Origin of the sequence: Caldichromatium japonicum (assembly GCF_011290485.1) — a bacterium.
Lineage (GTDB): Bacteria > Pseudomonadota > Gammaproteobacteria > Chromatiales > Chromatiaceae > Thermochromatium > Thermochromatium japonicum.
Map to the genome: position 1 here is coordinate 1,123,414 of NZ_CP048029.1, position 14,669 is coordinate 1,138,082.

General features: G+C 62.4%; 16 protein-coding genes and 1 pseudogene. 9 read left to right on the forward strand and 8 right to left on the reverse strand.

The annotated features are described in order from the left end of the window. The first annotated feature begins 67 nt into the window (after window positions 1-67). Genes miaB through GWK36_RS05545 form a run of 4 tightly spaced genes read left to right on the forward strand, consistent with a single transcriptional unit; the run spans window position 68 to window position 3,789 of the window. Window positions 68-1,411, forward strand: coding sequence for a tRNA (N6-isopentenyl adenosine(37)-C2)-methylthiotransferase MiaB (gene miaB, locus GWK36_RS05530; protein WP_166270293.1), 1,344 nt, complete (start codon window positions 68-70; stop codon window positions 1,409-1,411). Continuing rightward, the gene (locus GWK36_RS05535; RefSeq protein ID WP_166270294.1) at window positions 1,408-2,376 is read left to right on the forward strand and encodes a PhoH family protein; all 969 of its coding nucleotides are present in this window, start codon (window positions 1,408-1,410) and stop codon (window positions 2,374-2,376) included. The genes miaB and GWK36_RS05535 overlap by 4 nt, the downstream gene beginning before the upstream one ends. After that, on the forward strand, window positions 2,373-2,882 hold the full coding sequence (ybeY, locus tag GWK36_RS05540; protein WP_166270295.1) for an rRNA maturation RNase YbeY: 510 nt from the start codon (window positions 2,373-2,375) through the stop codon (window positions 2,880-2,882). Before GWK36_RS05535 ends, ybeY begins: the two co-directional genes overlap by 4 nt. Continuing rightward, the gene (locus GWK36_RS05545) at window positions 2,875-3,789 is read left to right on the forward strand and encodes a CorC family transporter (RefSeq protein ID WP_166270296.1); all 915 of its coding nucleotides are present in this window, start codon (window positions 2,875-2,877) and stop codon (window positions 3,787-3,789) included. Before ybeY ends, GWK36_RS05545 begins: the two co-directional genes overlap by 8 nt. A 21-nt stretch (window positions 3,790-3,810) precedes the next feature. On the opposite strand, the pseudogene GWK36_RS05550 reads toward GWK36_RS05545, so the two are convergent. Beyond that, a pseudogene (locus GWK36_RS05550) lies at window positions 3,811-4,467 on the reverse strand (transposase); the annotation flags it as partial. Window positions 4,468-4,812: 345 nt separating this feature from the next. On the opposite strand from GWK36_RS05550, the gene GWK36_RS05555 reads away from it, so the two are divergent. Further along, window positions 4,813-4,980 carry a hypothetical protein gene (locus GWK36_RS05555; RefSeq protein WP_166270297.1) on the forward strand — a complete coding sequence of 56 codons (168 nt, stop codon included), beginning with the start codon at window positions 4,813-4,815 and terminating at the stop codon, window positions 4,978-4,980. Window positions 4,981-5,053: 73 nt separating this feature from the next. On the opposite strand, the gene GWK36_RS05560 is transcribed toward GWK36_RS05555, so the two are convergent. The 4 genes from GWK36_RS05560 to GWK36_RS05575 all read right to left on the reverse strand — a co-directional run bounded on the left by GWK36_RS05560 (window position 5,054) and on the right by GWK36_RS05575 (window position 8,288). Beyond that, window positions 5,054-5,983 carry an FAD:protein FMN transferase gene (locus GWK36_RS05560; RefSeq protein ID WP_166270298.1) on the reverse strand — a complete coding sequence of 310 codons (930 nt, stop codon included), beginning with the start codon at window positions 5,981-5,983 and terminating at the stop codon, window positions 5,054-5,056. A gap of 259 nt (window positions 5,984-6,242) precedes the next feature. After that, complete coding sequence (locus tag GWK36_RS05565) at window positions 6,243-7,577, reverse strand: DUF3570 domain-containing protein (protein ID WP_166270299.1); 1,335 nt, start codon at window positions 7,575-7,577, stop codon at window positions 6,243-6,245. Then, entirely contained in the window at window positions 7,564-7,791 is a 228-nt protein-coding gene (locus GWK36_RS05570) for a DUF4266 domain-containing protein (protein ID WP_166270300.1), read from the reverse strand. The genes GWK36_RS05565 and GWK36_RS05570 overlap by 14 nt, the downstream gene beginning before the upstream one ends. Window positions 7,792-7,793: 2 nt before the next feature. After that, window positions 7,794-8,288, reverse strand: a complete 495-nt coding sequence (locus GWK36_RS05575) for a TlpA disulfide reductase family protein (RefSeq protein ID WP_166270301.1) — start codon at window positions 8,286-8,288, stop codon at window positions 7,794-7,796. Between the two features lie 66 nt (window positions 8,289-8,354). On the opposite strand from GWK36_RS05575, the gene GWK36_RS05580 reads away from it, so the two are divergent. Further along, entirely contained in the window at window positions 8,355-9,308 is a 954-nt protein-coding gene (locus GWK36_RS05580; protein WP_166270302.1) for an acetyltransferase, read from the forward strand. On the opposite strand, the gene GWK36_RS05585 is transcribed toward GWK36_RS05580, so the two are convergent. After that, window positions 9,244-10,470, reverse strand: coding sequence for a dicarboxylate/amino acid:cation symporter (locus tag GWK36_RS05585; protein WP_166270303.1), 1,227 nt, complete (start codon window positions 10,468-10,470; stop codon window positions 9,244-9,246). The two genes, GWK36_RS05580 and GWK36_RS05585, sit on opposite strands and share 65 nt — an antisense overlap. Window positions 10,471-10,473: 3 nt before the next feature. Then, on the reverse strand, window positions 10,474-11,943 hold the full coding sequence (locus GWK36_RS05590) for a Mur ligase family protein (RefSeq protein ID WP_166270304.1): 1,470 nt from the start codon (window positions 11,941-11,943) through the stop codon (window positions 10,474-10,476). Between the two features lie 95 nt (window positions 11,944-12,038). Here GWK36_RS05590 and GWK36_RS05595 point away from each other — a divergent pair, with 95 nt between their 5' ends. The 3 genes from GWK36_RS05595 to mtaB are packed head-to-tail and all read left to right on the forward strand — an operon-like array spanning window position 12,039 to window position 14,301. Then, on the forward strand, window positions 12,039-12,578 hold the full coding sequence (locus GWK36_RS05595) for an Hsp20/alpha crystallin family protein (protein WP_166270305.1): 540 nt from the start codon (window positions 12,039-12,041) through the stop codon (window positions 12,576-12,578). Between the two features lie 2 nt (window positions 12,579-12,580). Next, window positions 12,581-12,994 carry a YybH family protein gene (locus GWK36_RS05600; RefSeq protein WP_166270306.1) on the forward strand — a complete coding sequence of 138 codons (414 nt, stop codon included), beginning with the start codon at window positions 12,581-12,583 and terminating at the stop codon, window positions 12,992-12,994. Between the two features lie 5 nt (window positions 12,995-12,999). After that, window positions 13,000-14,301: a tRNA (N(6)-L-threonylcarbamoyladenosine(37)-C(2))-methylthiotransferase MtaB gene (gene mtaB / locus GWK36_RS05605; protein ID WP_166270307.1), complete on the forward strand. Its 1,302-nt coding sequence runs from the start codon at window positions 13,000-13,002 to the stop codon at window positions 14,299-14,301. Here the strand turns inward: mtaB and GWK36_RS05610 are convergent. Continuing rightward, window positions 14,290-14,541 (reverse strand): hypothetical protein, encoded by a 252-nt coding sequence (locus tag GWK36_RS05610; RefSeq protein ID WP_166270308.1) that lies wholly within the window; start codon window positions 14,539-14,541, stop codon window positions 14,290-14,292. The genes mtaB and GWK36_RS05610 overlap by 12 nt on opposite strands. Window positions 14,542-14,669 lie beyond the last annotated feature (128 nt).

Genomic DNA, 14,669 nt, shown 5'->3' on the forward strand with positions numbered 1-14,669 from the left:
GGGGCTGACGGATAGAGAGGCTTGACCTATGATCATGGATGATGGGCGCTGCGGTAAAACACACCTGATGAATCGACGACCCCGTAAGCTGTTTATCCAAACCTACGGCTGCCAGATGAATGTCTATGACTCGGCGCGCCTGGCCGAGTCGCTGCGGGTCGAGGCCGGACTCGAGCTCACCGACACGCCGGAAGAGGCAGATGTGTTATTGCTTAACACCTGCTCGGTGCGCGAAAAGGCCCAAGAAAAGGTCTTTTCGCAGCTTGGGCGCTGGAGACCCTTGAAACAGGCCCGCCCAGGGGTGGTGATTGGGGTTGGCGGCTGTGTGGCGAGCCAAGAGGGCGAGGCCATCCGCGCCCGCGCCCCCTATGTCGACCTGGTCTTCGGTCCCCAAACCCTGCATCGCCTGGCCCAGATGCTCAAGGCGCTGGAGGCCACTGGTCGGCCCCAGGTCGATGTCTCCTTCCCCGAGATCGAAAAGTTCGATCGCCTGCCCGAGCCGCGCGCCGAGGGGCCAGTGGCCTATGTCTCGGTCATGGAGGGCTGCTCCAAGTATTGCACCTATTGCATCGTGCCCTATACCCGCGGACCCGAGGTCAGCCGGCCGTTCGACGATGTGATCGCCGAGGTCGCGACCCTGGCCGAGCAAGGGGTGCGTGAGGTCAATCTGCTGGGGCAAAACGTCAATGCCTATCGCGGGACCATGGCCGATGGGAGCGAGGCGAGCCTGGCGCTCCTGATCCGTTATGTCGCCATGATTGACGGGATCGAGCGCATCCGCTTCACCACCAGCCATCCTGCCGAGTTTGGCGATGACCTCATCGAGACTTTCGCCGAGGTGTCCAAGCTCGTCAGTTTTTTGCATCTACCGGTGCAGTCGGGCTCGGACCGCATCCTCGCGGCGATGAAACGCGGCTATACCGCCGCTGAATATCGCGCCCAGGTCGAGCGGCTGCGTGCAGTGCGCCCGGGGATCGGGATCTCGTCGGATTTCATCGTCGGTTTCCCCGACGAGAGCGAGGCGGATTTTGCCGCCACCCTCGACCTGATCGACGCGATCGGTTTCGATCAGAGCTTCAGCTTCGTCTATAGCCGCAGGCCCGGCACACCGGCGGCGAGCTATCCAGACTCGGTGCCCTTGGCGGTCAAGAAGGAGCGTCTTGCCCTCCTGCAAGAGCGACTTGAATCCCATGTCCAGCGGATCAGTCAGGCGATGGTCGGCACAGTGCAGCGGGTGCTCGTCGAGGGCCCCTCGCGCAAGGATGTCGATGTGCTCTGCGGTCGCACTGAGAACAATCGCGTGGTCAACTTTGCCGGTCCACGCGCGCTGGTTGGGCGGTTCGTCGAACTGACCATCACCGAGGCCCTCCCCAATTCGCTGCGCGGGCATCTCGCTCGCGAACACCCTTGAGCCTGTCCATTCAAGCGCTCGACTTCGAGCTCCTCCCCAACGACAATGGCCGCCTAGCCAATCTCTGCGGCCAGTTTGACCAGAACCTGCGCCATCTCGAACGCCGTCTCGGGATCGAGATCAACAACCGCGGGGCCTGTTTCCGTCTCATCGGCGAGCCCGAATCGGTGCGTCGCGGCGAACGGGTCTTGCGCGCACTCTATGCCGAGACCGCCAACGAGGTCCTCACCCCCGACAAGGTCCACCTCGTCCTGCAAGCCACTGGGGCGGATTACCATGTTGAGCCAGATGTGCAACCGCACGCCGAGTTTGCCATCCGTACCCGGCGCGGTCTGATTCGGGCGCGCGGACCCAATCAGCAGGCCTATCTCAACGCCATCCTCGCCCATGACATCAATTTTGGTATCGGACCCGCGGGTACCGGCAAGACCTATCTGGCCGTGGCCTGTGCCGTCGAGGCGCTTGAGTCGGAGCGCGCCCGCCGCCTGCTCCTGGTCCGACCCGCGGTCGAAGCCGGCGAGCGCCTGGGCTTTTTGCCTGGGGACCTGGCGCAAAAGGTCGATCCCTATCTGCGCCCGCTCTATGATGCCCTCTTCGAGATGCTAGGCTTTGAGAAGGTCAACAAGCTCATCGAGCGCAATGTCATCGAGGTCGCGCCCTTGGCCTTCATGCGCGGGCGCACCCTCAATGAGGCGTTCATCATCCTTGATGAGGCGCAAAACACAACACCCGAGCAGATGAAGATGTTCTTGACCCGCATCGGTTTCGGTTCGACAGCGGTGATCACCGGCGATGTAACCCAGGTCGATCTACCGCGTGGCCAGCCTTCGGGGTTGCGTCAAGCGATCGAGGTGCTGAAGGACATCGAAGGGATCAGCTTTACCTTCTTCAACGCCAGCGATGTGGTGCGCCATGCCTTGGTGCAACGCATCGTCAATGCCTACGAGGCGTTCGAGAATCGATGAGCCTTGACTTAGACCTCGACCTGCAAATTGCCGCTGAGGACCGAGATCACCCCACCCTGCAACAACTTGAGCGATGGGTGGTGGCCGCCTTGAGCGGTCGCCGCAATCGCGCCGCCCTGACCATCCGTCTGGTGGAACCTTCTGAAAGCCAGGCCTTGAATCGACAATATCGCGGTAGCGACCGTCCAACCAATGTGCTGTCTTTTCCTTTTGAGCTGCCGCCTGGGATCGACCCCCGGGACCCGATCCACGGCCTGATCGGGGACCTAGTGATCTGTAGCGCTCTGGTCCGGCAAGAGGCAAGCGCCCAGGGCAAGGCGCTCGAGGCCCATTGGGCCCATCTCGTCGTTCACGGCGTTCTACATCTCATCGGCTATGACCATCATAGCCCAGGACAGGCCGCTGAGATGGAATCCCTGGAGACCGCGATCCTGGCCGGTCTGGGATTTCCCCCGCCCTATGAAGACCAGGAAGCTATGGAGGAATTGGAAACAAGGCATGACTAGTGACCGATCAAACGAGGAGGGTTCGCGTCCGCGCCATTGGTTTGAGCGTTTTGGCCATTGGTTCGGGGGCGAACCCAAGGATCGCGAGGCTCTGATCGAGCTACTCAAAGAGGCGCGGCGGCGCCAATTATTGGATAACGATGCCCTGAGCATGATCGAGGGCGTCCTTGGCGTCTCTGATCTACGGGTGCGCGACATCATGGTCCCGCGCGCCGAGATGGTGGTCCTCAGACGCGAGGATCCCTTGGACAAAATTCTCCAGATTGCCATCAAGACGGCGCATTCGCGCTTTCCGGTGATCGGTGAGGACAAAGGGGAGGTAGTCGGGATCGTGCTGGCCAAGGACCTCCTGGCCTTCTGCGCCGAGGACCGGCGGCGGGCCTTCAATATCCGCGAGCTTCTGCGTTCGGCTCTGTTTGTGCCCGAGAGCAAGAGGCTCAATGTGTTGCTCAAGGAGTTTCGCGCCAGCCGCAATCACATGGCCATTGTCGTCGATGAATACGGTCAGGCGGCGGGTCTAGTGACCATAGAGGACGTACTCGAACAGATCGTCGGCGAGATCGATGACGAACACGACTATGACGACGATACCGGCATCTTTCGCCGCGGCCCCAATCTGTTCAGCGTCAAGGCCCGCACTCCTATCGAGGACTTTAACGCCTATTTTGACTGTGACTTCTCGGATGAGACCTTCGATACCATCGGCGGCCTGGTGATCAATGCCTTTGGTCACCTGCCCAAACGCGGCGAGGCGGTTGAGCTCGGTCCCTTCCGTTTCACCGTCATCCGCGCCGACAGCCGCCGTGTCTATTTGCTCAATGTCGAATGCCTGGACGGGCCCGCTGCCATGTCGCCAGATGAGGCGCAGACTGCGGCACCGAGGTCAGTGAACTCAGGAATCTATTGATCCGAAACCAATGAACTTGTATTACGTGGCATCATGGAGCTTGGGATGCTGGAAGTAGCGCATGATGCGTTGGGGGGAATTGAGAAGGCGGCGCAGGTGGCTGACGGTCGCCTTCTTCAGATCGTCCTTGGTGCGGGAGGGCGCCTGCGCGGTGATGGTGGCCTTGAGCATCTCGTTGGGGTTCAGTGCTGGGCTGTAGGGGGGGAGGGAGGAGGCCTCGATTTGATTGGCGCATGCAGCCAGCCAGGCCTTGACTGGCTTGGTGTGATGCACGCGCAGGTTGTCGAGGATGAGGAAGATCTTCTTGCCCCTGGCGTCCTTGACCAGCCGCTTCATGAAGTCGATCAGGATGTCGGCGTTCATCGCCCCCGCGAACACCTTCCAAGGCACCTTGCCGCGGTTGGTCAGCGTCGAGATCACCGACAGGCCTTCGCGACGGTGCGTGACGCGAATCTCGGGCGTCTTGATCGCCTGCGGGCTTTGCTCATAGGCGCGCCGAATCGGTTTCTGGGGCGTCAATCCCCAGCGCGCCATGTACTTGCCTTCCCCCTGCGGCCTGAGCTCGATGCCAAAACAGCCGAGGATCAACTGCCGCACCGCCTGCCGGCTCCACAGCGCAAACGGCAGCTTCAGCTCATCCGGTGTCCCGTCGCACATGAGCTTGCGTATCTGGGCGTCCTGCTCCGCCAACAGCGCCCGCTTCTCACCCACCTTGCGCCCACCCCCCTTGCCCTGATGTCGAACACCCCTGCGCCCAACAATCCCCTCTGCGCGCCTATCGCTTCATACCTCCAGCCACGCCGCCGCTCTTCGCGCGCCGCAAACGACAGCAATCTCATGTCTCGTCTTTCCATGCCCACGACATCAGGACAGCTCACTCAATTTCAAAAGCATGTGTTTCTTATCAAGAATGCTCAGGAGTTTTGACCCCTCGATGCTCAAGATCCCTTCGATCTCGACCAAGGAATCAACCCCTGCCTCCCTCTCGCAACCCCCTGGTTCAACTGGCTGAGCGGCGGTCTATTGTTTGTCACCCTGATACTCATTGTCGAGCAGGCGATCGGTTGGCAGCAACTGCTCGCTTGGGGCAATCGCATGAATACTGATGGCGTGGATTGTGCCGACCTGGAGAGCGCCGTTCACGCGCAAGGCGTGAAGGAGGGCAGCCCGCCCCGTAAGGATGGCATCTAGGGCCGCCGCCTGATCGCTTCGACCTCCGAGGATGAGCGCACCAAGCTCCTTTTGGGAAAATGGGGTAGGTGGATCAACGCTGGGTGCCCTGCTGTGCAAGCAGCCGAGCGAACACCCCAGCACCGCCGCGTCTCCCTTGATCGTCGAGCCACAGATGCGGCACGGACAGCTCGGCCAACCACTGGGCGCCTGCCTTTCCCTTGAGCATTGCGATCGTGCTCAGGCTACCGGCGACCAGACAGCTTGCGGCCATTGCGCTGACCGATGTCAGACCAAAGACCGGCCAGCCGGTTCTGGGATTGAACAGATGGCTGTAACGGCGACCTTTGATCACCCGACAGCGCAGATAATCGCCGCTGGTGGCCAGCGCCCCTTCCCCTAACGGGACCCAGCCGAGCAGACACCTTAGATGCTCGGGGTCGCGGATACCGACCCGCCAGGGCTGACCATCGGGCAAGGGCCCGATGGCACGGAGATCCCCCCCGAGATTGATCAGTCCATGCCGGATACCGGACTCGAGGCACAAGAGGGCGGCGCGGTCGGCGGCATATTCCTTGACGATCCCACCGAGGTCGAGTTCCATCCCAGTTTGACCGAAGCCAAGCCGCGGGCGTTCCCAGCGCACCTTATCCCAGCCGATGCGCGCACACAGCGCGGCCAGCTTTTCGGGCGCGGGCAGGGTATCCGCATCAAACCGCCAGGCCTGACGCAAGATACCGCTGGTGATGTCGAAAAGACCCTCGCTTTCGCGGTAGCAGACCGCGGCATAGTCAAGGAGGGCAGCAGTCTCGGCATCGACCGCGATTGTACCCCCGGTTTGGGCGACCTGGTTGATCGCGCTCAAGAGGCTCTCGGAGCGATAACGGGAGTAACACTGCTCGAGACGCTCGATCTCGGCGCGGGCCCAGGCAGCGGCCGCCTTGGCCTGTCTCTGCCCCACCCCCGCCAAGAGGATCTCGCAGGGCGAGCCCATGGCGCGAAAACAGAGGCGATGGACCTCCATGCCTCAAAATCCACGTAAAAATTGTAGGGCGCACATTGCGAGGGGTGCGCCGCTGCTTGCTGCCAAGCGCAGGCGCACTTGCCGGCCGACGTGCGCTCGCCTGTGGTGACGAAGCGGTCGCTGATCCCTTGGCCCTTGTCGGTGCAAAGCATGGGGATGGGCAGCGGGCAGGTCTTGCTGAGGGCCGCCAGGAAGGAGCGCGCCGGGCGCGGTTAAGCGTGACCTAAGGGGCGAGTCGATCTGGCCAGAACCTCCCCCATCAAAACCGCCATCTGAGGCTCAGGCTATAAAGGGCAAAGCCATAGTCGCTGAATGCATTATCCGTATGCTTTTGCAGGGCATAGCGCGACTGGCGGTCGTACCATTCGGCGGCGAGTTCAAGCTGTACTCGATCGGTCAGCGCGCGGGCGAGTTTCAGGCCGCCGCTGATGGCACCGAACCCGGCCAAACGATAATCGCTGCTGTAATGGCCGGAGTCGGGCAGGGTCTGGAGATAGGGGTGATAAAAATCCACCTCGCCCTGGCTGTAATAACGGATGCGCGGCGTCAGGGTCCAGCCTGCACCCAGGGGTTGAATCCAGGATGCCTCCAGGGTATGGGCATCGATCCCCCAGTCGCTGGTCGAATAGCGATAATCCAGGTGCAAGGCCGCTTGAAAGCGCGGGACATAGCGGACATAGCGCGCCAACAGGTTCCATTGCCGGCGCCGGTCGGGACGTGCCTCATCGACCGCCCGATTGGTGGCGAGCACATAGACGTTTTTATAGGGGTCGCTGAGATAGCCCAGGTCGTCATTGAAGCTGAGATTGAGCTGAACCAGCTCATGGCGGCTCAACACCTGGGTCATGCCCAGCAAAAACTGATGGACGGTCTTATCCGCGGTGAAATCGGGCTTGTTGAGCGGTGAGAGGGTATCCGAGGCGAGGCTGTAACCCGCCGCTAGCGTCGTGAGTCCGTCGTTGAAGGTCTGACGCAGATCCAGGCTGGCAAAGGTCGAGTCATAGTCCTGTTCGTTGGAGACCCCAGCCCCCAGACCCAGTACCAGATCGCCGCGGTAGTGATTGAACCTGAAATCCCCTGCCGTACGGGTGTCTTGAAAGGTATCCTCCAGCATCACCTGACGCGCCGAGCGGACCCGGCACTCGCCGCCCAGAGGCGGGCGTTCGGGCGTGATGCCGTCAACAACGGGAGGCGGACCAGAGGCGCCGCTGACGCTGAGCACAGGTGGGGTGATGACCCGCCCGTCCTGACAATGGATCTCAGGCAGGTTATAGATCGGGGAGGCGCCCGAGATGGCGTCGCGTACCCCATTGAAGCTCAGATCCCATTCATCACCAAGCGGTAAGACCAGGCGCTGCTTGAGCCCTTCGACCTGCATCCGCTCGCCGTGCTCTCGGTAATGGAAATAAAGCAGGTCCCATTGCCGCGGTTCAGGGGTGGCGGCCTCAGCAAGTGAGGCAAGACCCGGAATGGCCAAGGCCGCGCTGGTCAAGGCGGCCAGGGTCGGATGCGGGGAAGGGGCCTGATTGACTGCCAGCCCCTCAGGGTCTAGATGCGCCCCGGCAAGGTCTTTTGGGTATTCAGTTGCAGCCACAGCCGCCTCCGCCGACACCATAGCCGCCGCCGATGGCCTCCTTGGAGAAGAACACATGCTGGTGAAGGCTGGATTCGAGTGGATCGGGGTCAAGGGCCATCTCGGGGCGCGACAAGACCCCGCGTTCCCAAGGCGCAACCGGACTGGCGCAGCCGGTGAGAAACAAGGCGCCCGCTACCAAGGATGATCGCCATTGCGCAAGGGATGGATGCATGTCTAAGGCTCTGCCAACAGGCCGTCGATTTTGACGCGCAGCTCGGCGATGTCGGAGGTCTTAAAACCGCGATGGACATGCCGGATGTTGCCGCGCCTGTCGATCAGATAGGAGGTCGGCATCCCCTTGACCCCATAGAGCCTGGGGCAGCGGCCTTCGGGGTCCAGGCCGATTGCAAAGTCCGCCGGTTGTTTTGCTAAAAAGCCCCGGGCCTCGGCTTGTGTCTCATCGAGATTGATGGCGATGATCTGCAAACCTTGTCGGCCGAGCTGGGCGTGCAATTCGTTCATGAAGGGAAACGACTTGGCGCAGGGGATACACCAAGAGGCCCAGAAATCGAGATAGACCACCTGGCCCTTATAGGCAGCAGGATCGATCTGGGCAGCGCCGTCGAGCGCAGGGATACTACAGCTCGGCGCTGGCCTAAGCTCTTCTCCCTGCGCAGTCCAGGATAGGGATACAAGGGCGAGGACAAGGCAGGAGAGGCGGGGTTTCATCACAGGTTTCCGGGGAATAGGGCTAGATCGGGCCAAACCAATATCTATCTGTGCGGTTCAAAGTTAGTGTACGACTATGACGTTTTCAACGGCGATGCCGACGGGATCTGCGCTCTTCAACAATTGCGTCTGTGCGAGCCACGCGCGGCCAGGCTGATCACGGGGCCAAAACGCGAGATCGCTCTGTTGGCACGCGTGCCGCCGCATGAGGCGCGGCGGGTGACGGTGCTCGATCTGTCGCTGGCCAAAAACGCCGAACCGCTTCAGGCATTGCTTGCGGCAGGCGCCGAGGTGATCTATTTCGATCACCACGACCCAGGTGAGGTCCCCCAGCATCCGCGTCTCAGTGTCCATCTTGATCAACGGCCTGAGACCTGCACCAGCCTGATCGTCGATGAATACCTTCAGGGGCAGGCGCGCGCCTGGGCGGTGGTCGGTGCCTTCGGGGATAACTTAGAGACCAGCGCCCGCTGCGCCGCTGCCCCCTTGGGCCTTGCCGATGCAGACCTCAAGCGCCTGCGCCGGTTGGGGATCTATCTCAATTACAACGGCTATGGCGAGCGCGTCGAGGACCTCCATATCCGGCCGGCTGAGCTGTCTCTCAGGCTGCGACCCTATGCCGATCCCCTGGTCTTTATCGCCGAGGATTCGGCCTTTGCACAGTTAGAGGCAGGTTATCGCGAGGACATGGCGCGGGCGCGTTCGGTCCGTCCTGCCTATCGGGACGATCGCTGTTGCCTGCTGATCCTGCCCAATGAACCCTGGGCGCGGCGGGCGAGCGGTACCCTGGCCAATGAGCTCGCACAGGCCGAGCCGGATGTGGCCCATGCCATCCTCACATGTCTTGAGGGTGGATATATCGTCAGCGTGCGCGCCCCGCTTACCCGACCCTATGGTGCGGGCGAGATCTGCCGCCGCTTTCCCACCGGCGGCGGACGGGCGGCAGCCGGCGGGATCAATCATTTGCCCGGGTCTGACTACGATGCATTTTTGAGTGCCTTTCGGGGGGCGTTTCTCTAGCCTTGACGTTGAGAACTGCAGCAACCACAAGGTCCCCCCAGACATTGATGGCCGTGATCGGCGGGTCGAAGAACCGGTCGACCAGGAGATAGAGGGCCAAATAGCCTTCAGGCAGCCCCAAGAGGTCCAGCATGAAGGCCATCATCGCGATCCCACCGCCCGGGATCCCAGCGGTGCCGGCGGAGGAGGCCATCGCGAGGATCAGGATCCAGACTGTTTGCCAAAGATCAAGATCGATCCCTGCCAGTTGGCACATGAAGAGCAACAGGATCGATTGATAGAGCGCCGAACCGTCCATGTTCAGGGTCGCGCCCAACGGCAGGGTCAGGCTGGTGATCCGCTCGGAGACGCCGAAACGCTCTAGCGCATGTTTGGAGACCGGATAGGTCGCCGAGCTCGAGGCCGTAGCCAGGGCGGTGAGCAAGGGGGCGCGGCAGGCGAGGGCCAGGCGCCAGGGCGAACGGCGGGCAAACAGGAGATAGAGCAAGGGCAGGGCCAGTAGGGCATGGAGCAAGGCGGCAGAGAGCACCGCCCAGACGAACGAGCGCAGCGGCCAGAGCGCCGACCAATCGAGACCCGCAAGGCTCCCATAGACTAGGGCGGCGACGCCGAGCGGCGCAAGCTGCAAGATCCCGGATAACAATTGCATGAGAAGGGCGTCGAGCGCCTGGGCCCCCGCCGATAGAGTCTTGCGCTGGCTCTCTTCCAGGCGCCTGGCGGCCAGTGCGGCCAGGATGGCGACCAGGACGACCTGCAGGACGTTGCCCTGGGACAGGGCCGCAAAGAGATTGGATGGGATGACTAAGGCGATCAGGCGCTCCGGGCTCAAGGGCGGGCGCTCGGTCGAGACCTCATCCAGCTCGATCGACCCCGATTGGACCTCTGAGGCATAGCCGAGCCCGAGCAAGGTGCCGAAGGTGGCGGCGATCGCCGAGGTCAGGAGATACAGTCCCAAGGCCCCGCCGCCGATGCGTTTCAGCTCCTGGGCGCTGCTCAAGGAGGCATAGATCGAGACCAGGATCAGGGGCAGGATCAAAAGCTTCAAGAGCGAAACGAAGACCTGTCCGACCCAGGCGATGGCAGGCGCCCCCGCCGGCCAGAAAAAGGCCAAGAGCACGCCGACCAGAAGGCCCACAGGGATCGAATAGAGCCTGCGCCACATCGCCTAGGCCGCCCAGCCGAGCCGGTTGAGATGGCGCTCGACCTCTTCCCGATCGCTATAAGGCCGTTTGACCCCGTTCTGGTCGATATAGGGCTCATGCCCCTTGCCGGCGATCAACGCCACCCAGGGTTCGGAGAAGGGGCGGGCGGCCAGGCGGTCGAAGAGCGCGGCGATCGCTGCGGCGCGATCGACGATCCTCTGGCAGTCGGGATGCTCGGCGATCCCTGCCTGAATCTCGGCGATGATCTGCTCGGGGTCCTCAAAACGAGGATTATCCGAGGTCAGGACGATGAGATCGGCGTAACCCGCGGCGATGGCGCCCATGAGCGGGCGCTTGCTGCGGTCGCGATCGCCGCCGCAGCCAAAGAGCACAGCCAGGCGATGCTGGGGGAAGGCGGTGCGGATCGCGGTTAGAATCGATTCAAGCGCATCCGGGGTATGGGCGAAGTCGATCAGGAATCGACGGTCATCGCGGCCATAGCACTCGAATCGGCCGGGTACGGGCTCGAGAGACCGCCAGTCGTCGCGCTGCGCGAGTATCTCGCCTGCAAGCGGATCGAAACCGAGCTCACGTCCGGCCAGGGCCAGGGCCAGGGCATAGTTGGTGCGGTTGTGCGGCAAGGCCAAAAAGGGCTTGGCGGCCAGGGCCTCGGGCGGCAGGTTGAGCGGCTTAAGCAAGACCCTGGTGATCTCTGGATTTCGACCGAGGGCATCCAGGCGCTGGACGACCTCTGGCCTTGCGCAATAGAGTCGTCCCCCCGGGGCGATGTGGTCGAGGATCCGCGACTTGGCGGCGAAATAGCGCTCCTCGTCGCCGTGATAGTCCAGGTGATCCAGGCCGAAATTGGTCCAGCCGGCATCTTGAAAGCGGATACCGGCGATGCGCCCTTGATCCAGGGCATGGCTGCTCGCCTCCATGACCACCAGATCGATCCGCTCTTGCTCGGCATAGAGGATGCGCCGAAGCTCGATCAGCGGCGGTGAGGTGAAGCCGGTCTCGGCGACACGCTTGCCGTCGCGCCAGACCCCAAGGGTCCCGATCGTCAATATCCGCAGACCCCTAGCCCGCAGGATCGCCGAGAGATAATTGACCGTGGTGGTCTTGCCGTTCGTGCCCGTGACCCCGATGAAACGTACTCTGGGGTCCAAGGGATAGACCAGGTCGCAAAAGCGGCGGACCACCTCGGCCCAGTCGTCGGGTCGGGTCACATAGATCCTGCTTTCCTCTAGCCTAGCAAAACAGGCCAGGGGACGGTTGGTGACCAGGGCAGCGAAGCGGCGACCTGAAAGGTAACGCCGATAGATCTCATCGTCGGACAGCCCGTCCTCGAAGCACTGAAAGAACAGGATCGAGCCTTGATTGCAGGCATCGGCACGCCATTGAATATCGGTGAGCACAAGGCCCTCTGGGACTGGCCTCTGCCAAGAGAATGGCGTCTCGGCGAGCAGACGGGCGAGGTCGTTTGGTTGCATGATGGATGCGCAGGAATTGCGAATTGTGGTTGAACTCGCTTTATACTGATGGAGCGATTTGCCGCCCATTTTCCACCCGATCCAGAGAGGAGTCTATGATGCGCCGAATCATTCTCCCTGCCTTGGTCTGCTCGCTCGTCGTCCCGAGCCTGGCCCTGGCCTGGCAACCCTATCCGCCCTATGCCCCACCTGTTCCTGAGCCATTCGCCTATCCAGACTACCACCCAATAGTGCCCCCGATGCCTGCTACGCCCTGGTCGCGGGAGGGTGATGATTGGACCTCGATGCCGGAGCGCCCTGCCTGGCCGCGCCTGACCCTCAATCGGCGCACCACCCAGGATGCCTATCTGATCGAGATCAACCTAGAAAACATCGCGCCTGATCAGGTAGAGATCCGTCCTGCTGGACGTGGCCTGGTCATTACCCATCAAGCGACCATCCGCCATCAGCAAAGCGATGCCCTGCCTAGCGGTGAGGGCTATCAAAACCGCTATAGTCTGACCCGCGACACCAGCGTCCGGCGCGTGGGCCTGCCGCCGGATGCCGATCTCGCCAACATGACCCGCGAGGTCAAGGATGGTCAGATCCTGATCCGCGTACCGCGAACCACCAATCCCTGGCGCGGGGCCCGGTAGGCATGGGTTTTCCCACTCCCCAGGACGCCGAGGACGCTTATTACGACGCCCTGGAGTCAGCGGATGCCCAGGCCATGGCTGCAGTCTGGGCCGAGGCGGAAGATGTCTTCTGTCTGCTGCCGATGGCGCCGCTTGCCATCGGCAGCCAGGTCAGAAGGCTGTGGCAGGCGCTGTTTGCCCGCAGCCAGGGCTTTGATCTACAGGTTAGACACCTCTTATGGATCGAGCAGGATGATCTTGCGATCCATCTGGTCGAGGAGCACCCCCAGGTCACATCCGGCGATCCGCCGCCGCCCATCTATGCCCTCCATATCTTCCAGCGTGGGCCGGATGGCTGGCGCCTGTTGATCCATCAGAACTCGCCTGGGCCACTGCCCAGCCCCTTCCCCATGAGCGAGCTCACGGCCCTGGCTTAAGGGTTATGGCCCCTTCCACCGTCAAACGGGTCCGCTTCGAGTGTCTCGGCTGTCGGCTCAATGAGGCCGAGGTCGAGTCCTGGGCGCGTGGTCTTCAGGGGGCCGGCCTTGAGGTCGTTGGCGCGGGTCCGGCTGATGTGGTGGTGATCAATACCTGCGCCGTAACCGCAGAGGCCGAGCGCCAATCGCGCGCCCTCGTGCGTCGCCTCCAGCGCCAAGTGCCAGGCGCTCGGCTTGTGGTTAGCGGCTGCGCTGTCTCACTCGCCGGACAACCGGGCATTGCCCTATCCGCAAGCGACCTGGTCGTGCCGAATCGTGACAAAGAGCGCCTCATCGAGCAGGTCATTGCTCTGCTCGGGATCTTCTCCAAGCCTCGTCCCATCGATCCCGCACAGGTCCTTTTGACCCGCGGGCGCCAGCGCGCCTTCATCAAGGTACAGGACGGCTGCCGCCATCGCTGCACCTTTTGTCTTACCTGCTGGATCCGCGGGCCTGAACGCAGCCGCCCCCTCGAGGCGATCCTCGCCGAGGTGCATGCGCTTGAACGCGCAGGGATCCAGGAGATCGTACTGACCGGCGTGCATCTCGGGGGCTATGGTCGGGGGCAGGGGATCGATCTGGCGCATCTCATCGAGCGCCTGCTCGCCGAGACCGCGATCCCGCGGATTCGCCTGGGTTCGCTCGAGCCCTGGTCCCTGCCACCAGGTTTATGGTCTCTCTTTGCCGACCCCAGGCTCATGCCGCATCTCCATCTGCCGCTGCAAAGCGGCTCGGATCGGGTGCTCAAATGGATGGGGCGGCGTTACCGGCAGGCCGACTATGTCCGACTGGTCGAAAGGGCGCGGGCGGCCATCCCTGACCTCAATCTCACCACCGATCTCATCGCCGGTTTTCCAGGGGAAGGGGAGGAGGATTGGCAGGAGACCCTGGCGCTCGCCGAGGCCTTGCGTTTTGGCCATATCCATGCCTTCGGCTATTCGCCGCGCTCGGGGACGCCGGCGGCGCGTTTCCCTGACCAGGTCGATGTCCAGACGCGTCGGGCCAGGGTACAGAGACTTGAGTCGATTGTGCGCCGTTCGCGGCTTGCGGTCATGCGTGACCAACTGGGCAAGCGGATGGTCTTGCTGTGCGAGCATCCCTCACCCCAGTCCAACCAACGAATCCGTCTCGGCTATACGCCCAATTATCTGCCGGTCGCTCTCCAGGTACCGACACTGCCCGCCCCCGGTACTCTGATCGAGGTGCGGATCGCTGGGATAGACGAGCAGGCGGACTGCCTCCTTGCCGAACCGGTCTTAAGCGTATAGATTGACATCCCCCGGCTGCAAGGGAGATCCCGGTGGCGCAGCATTGCCGGACACCGGCGAGCCTGTCGCTGTATCGCTCTGAGGGCCATCGCCGACAGCTCCGCCCGCCGGCGGTGTCGGTGGCTGAGGTTCGGGCGGCGGTTGCCGGTTTTCGATGTTGCCGCCCGGCGGCGGGATCGGCTCGGGCGGCGGACTGGGTTTCATTGGCTGAGGGTGGAGAGAAAGCGTTTGAATCTCCATCTGACACCTCCATCGCTGGAACCATCGCTCCCTAAATCAAGGATAATGGCCTTTTGATCGGGTTGCTGGGGGCCTCACAGCGCACTCGGCCGCCAGCCCTTGGGGAACAGGCCGATGATGCGCTATCA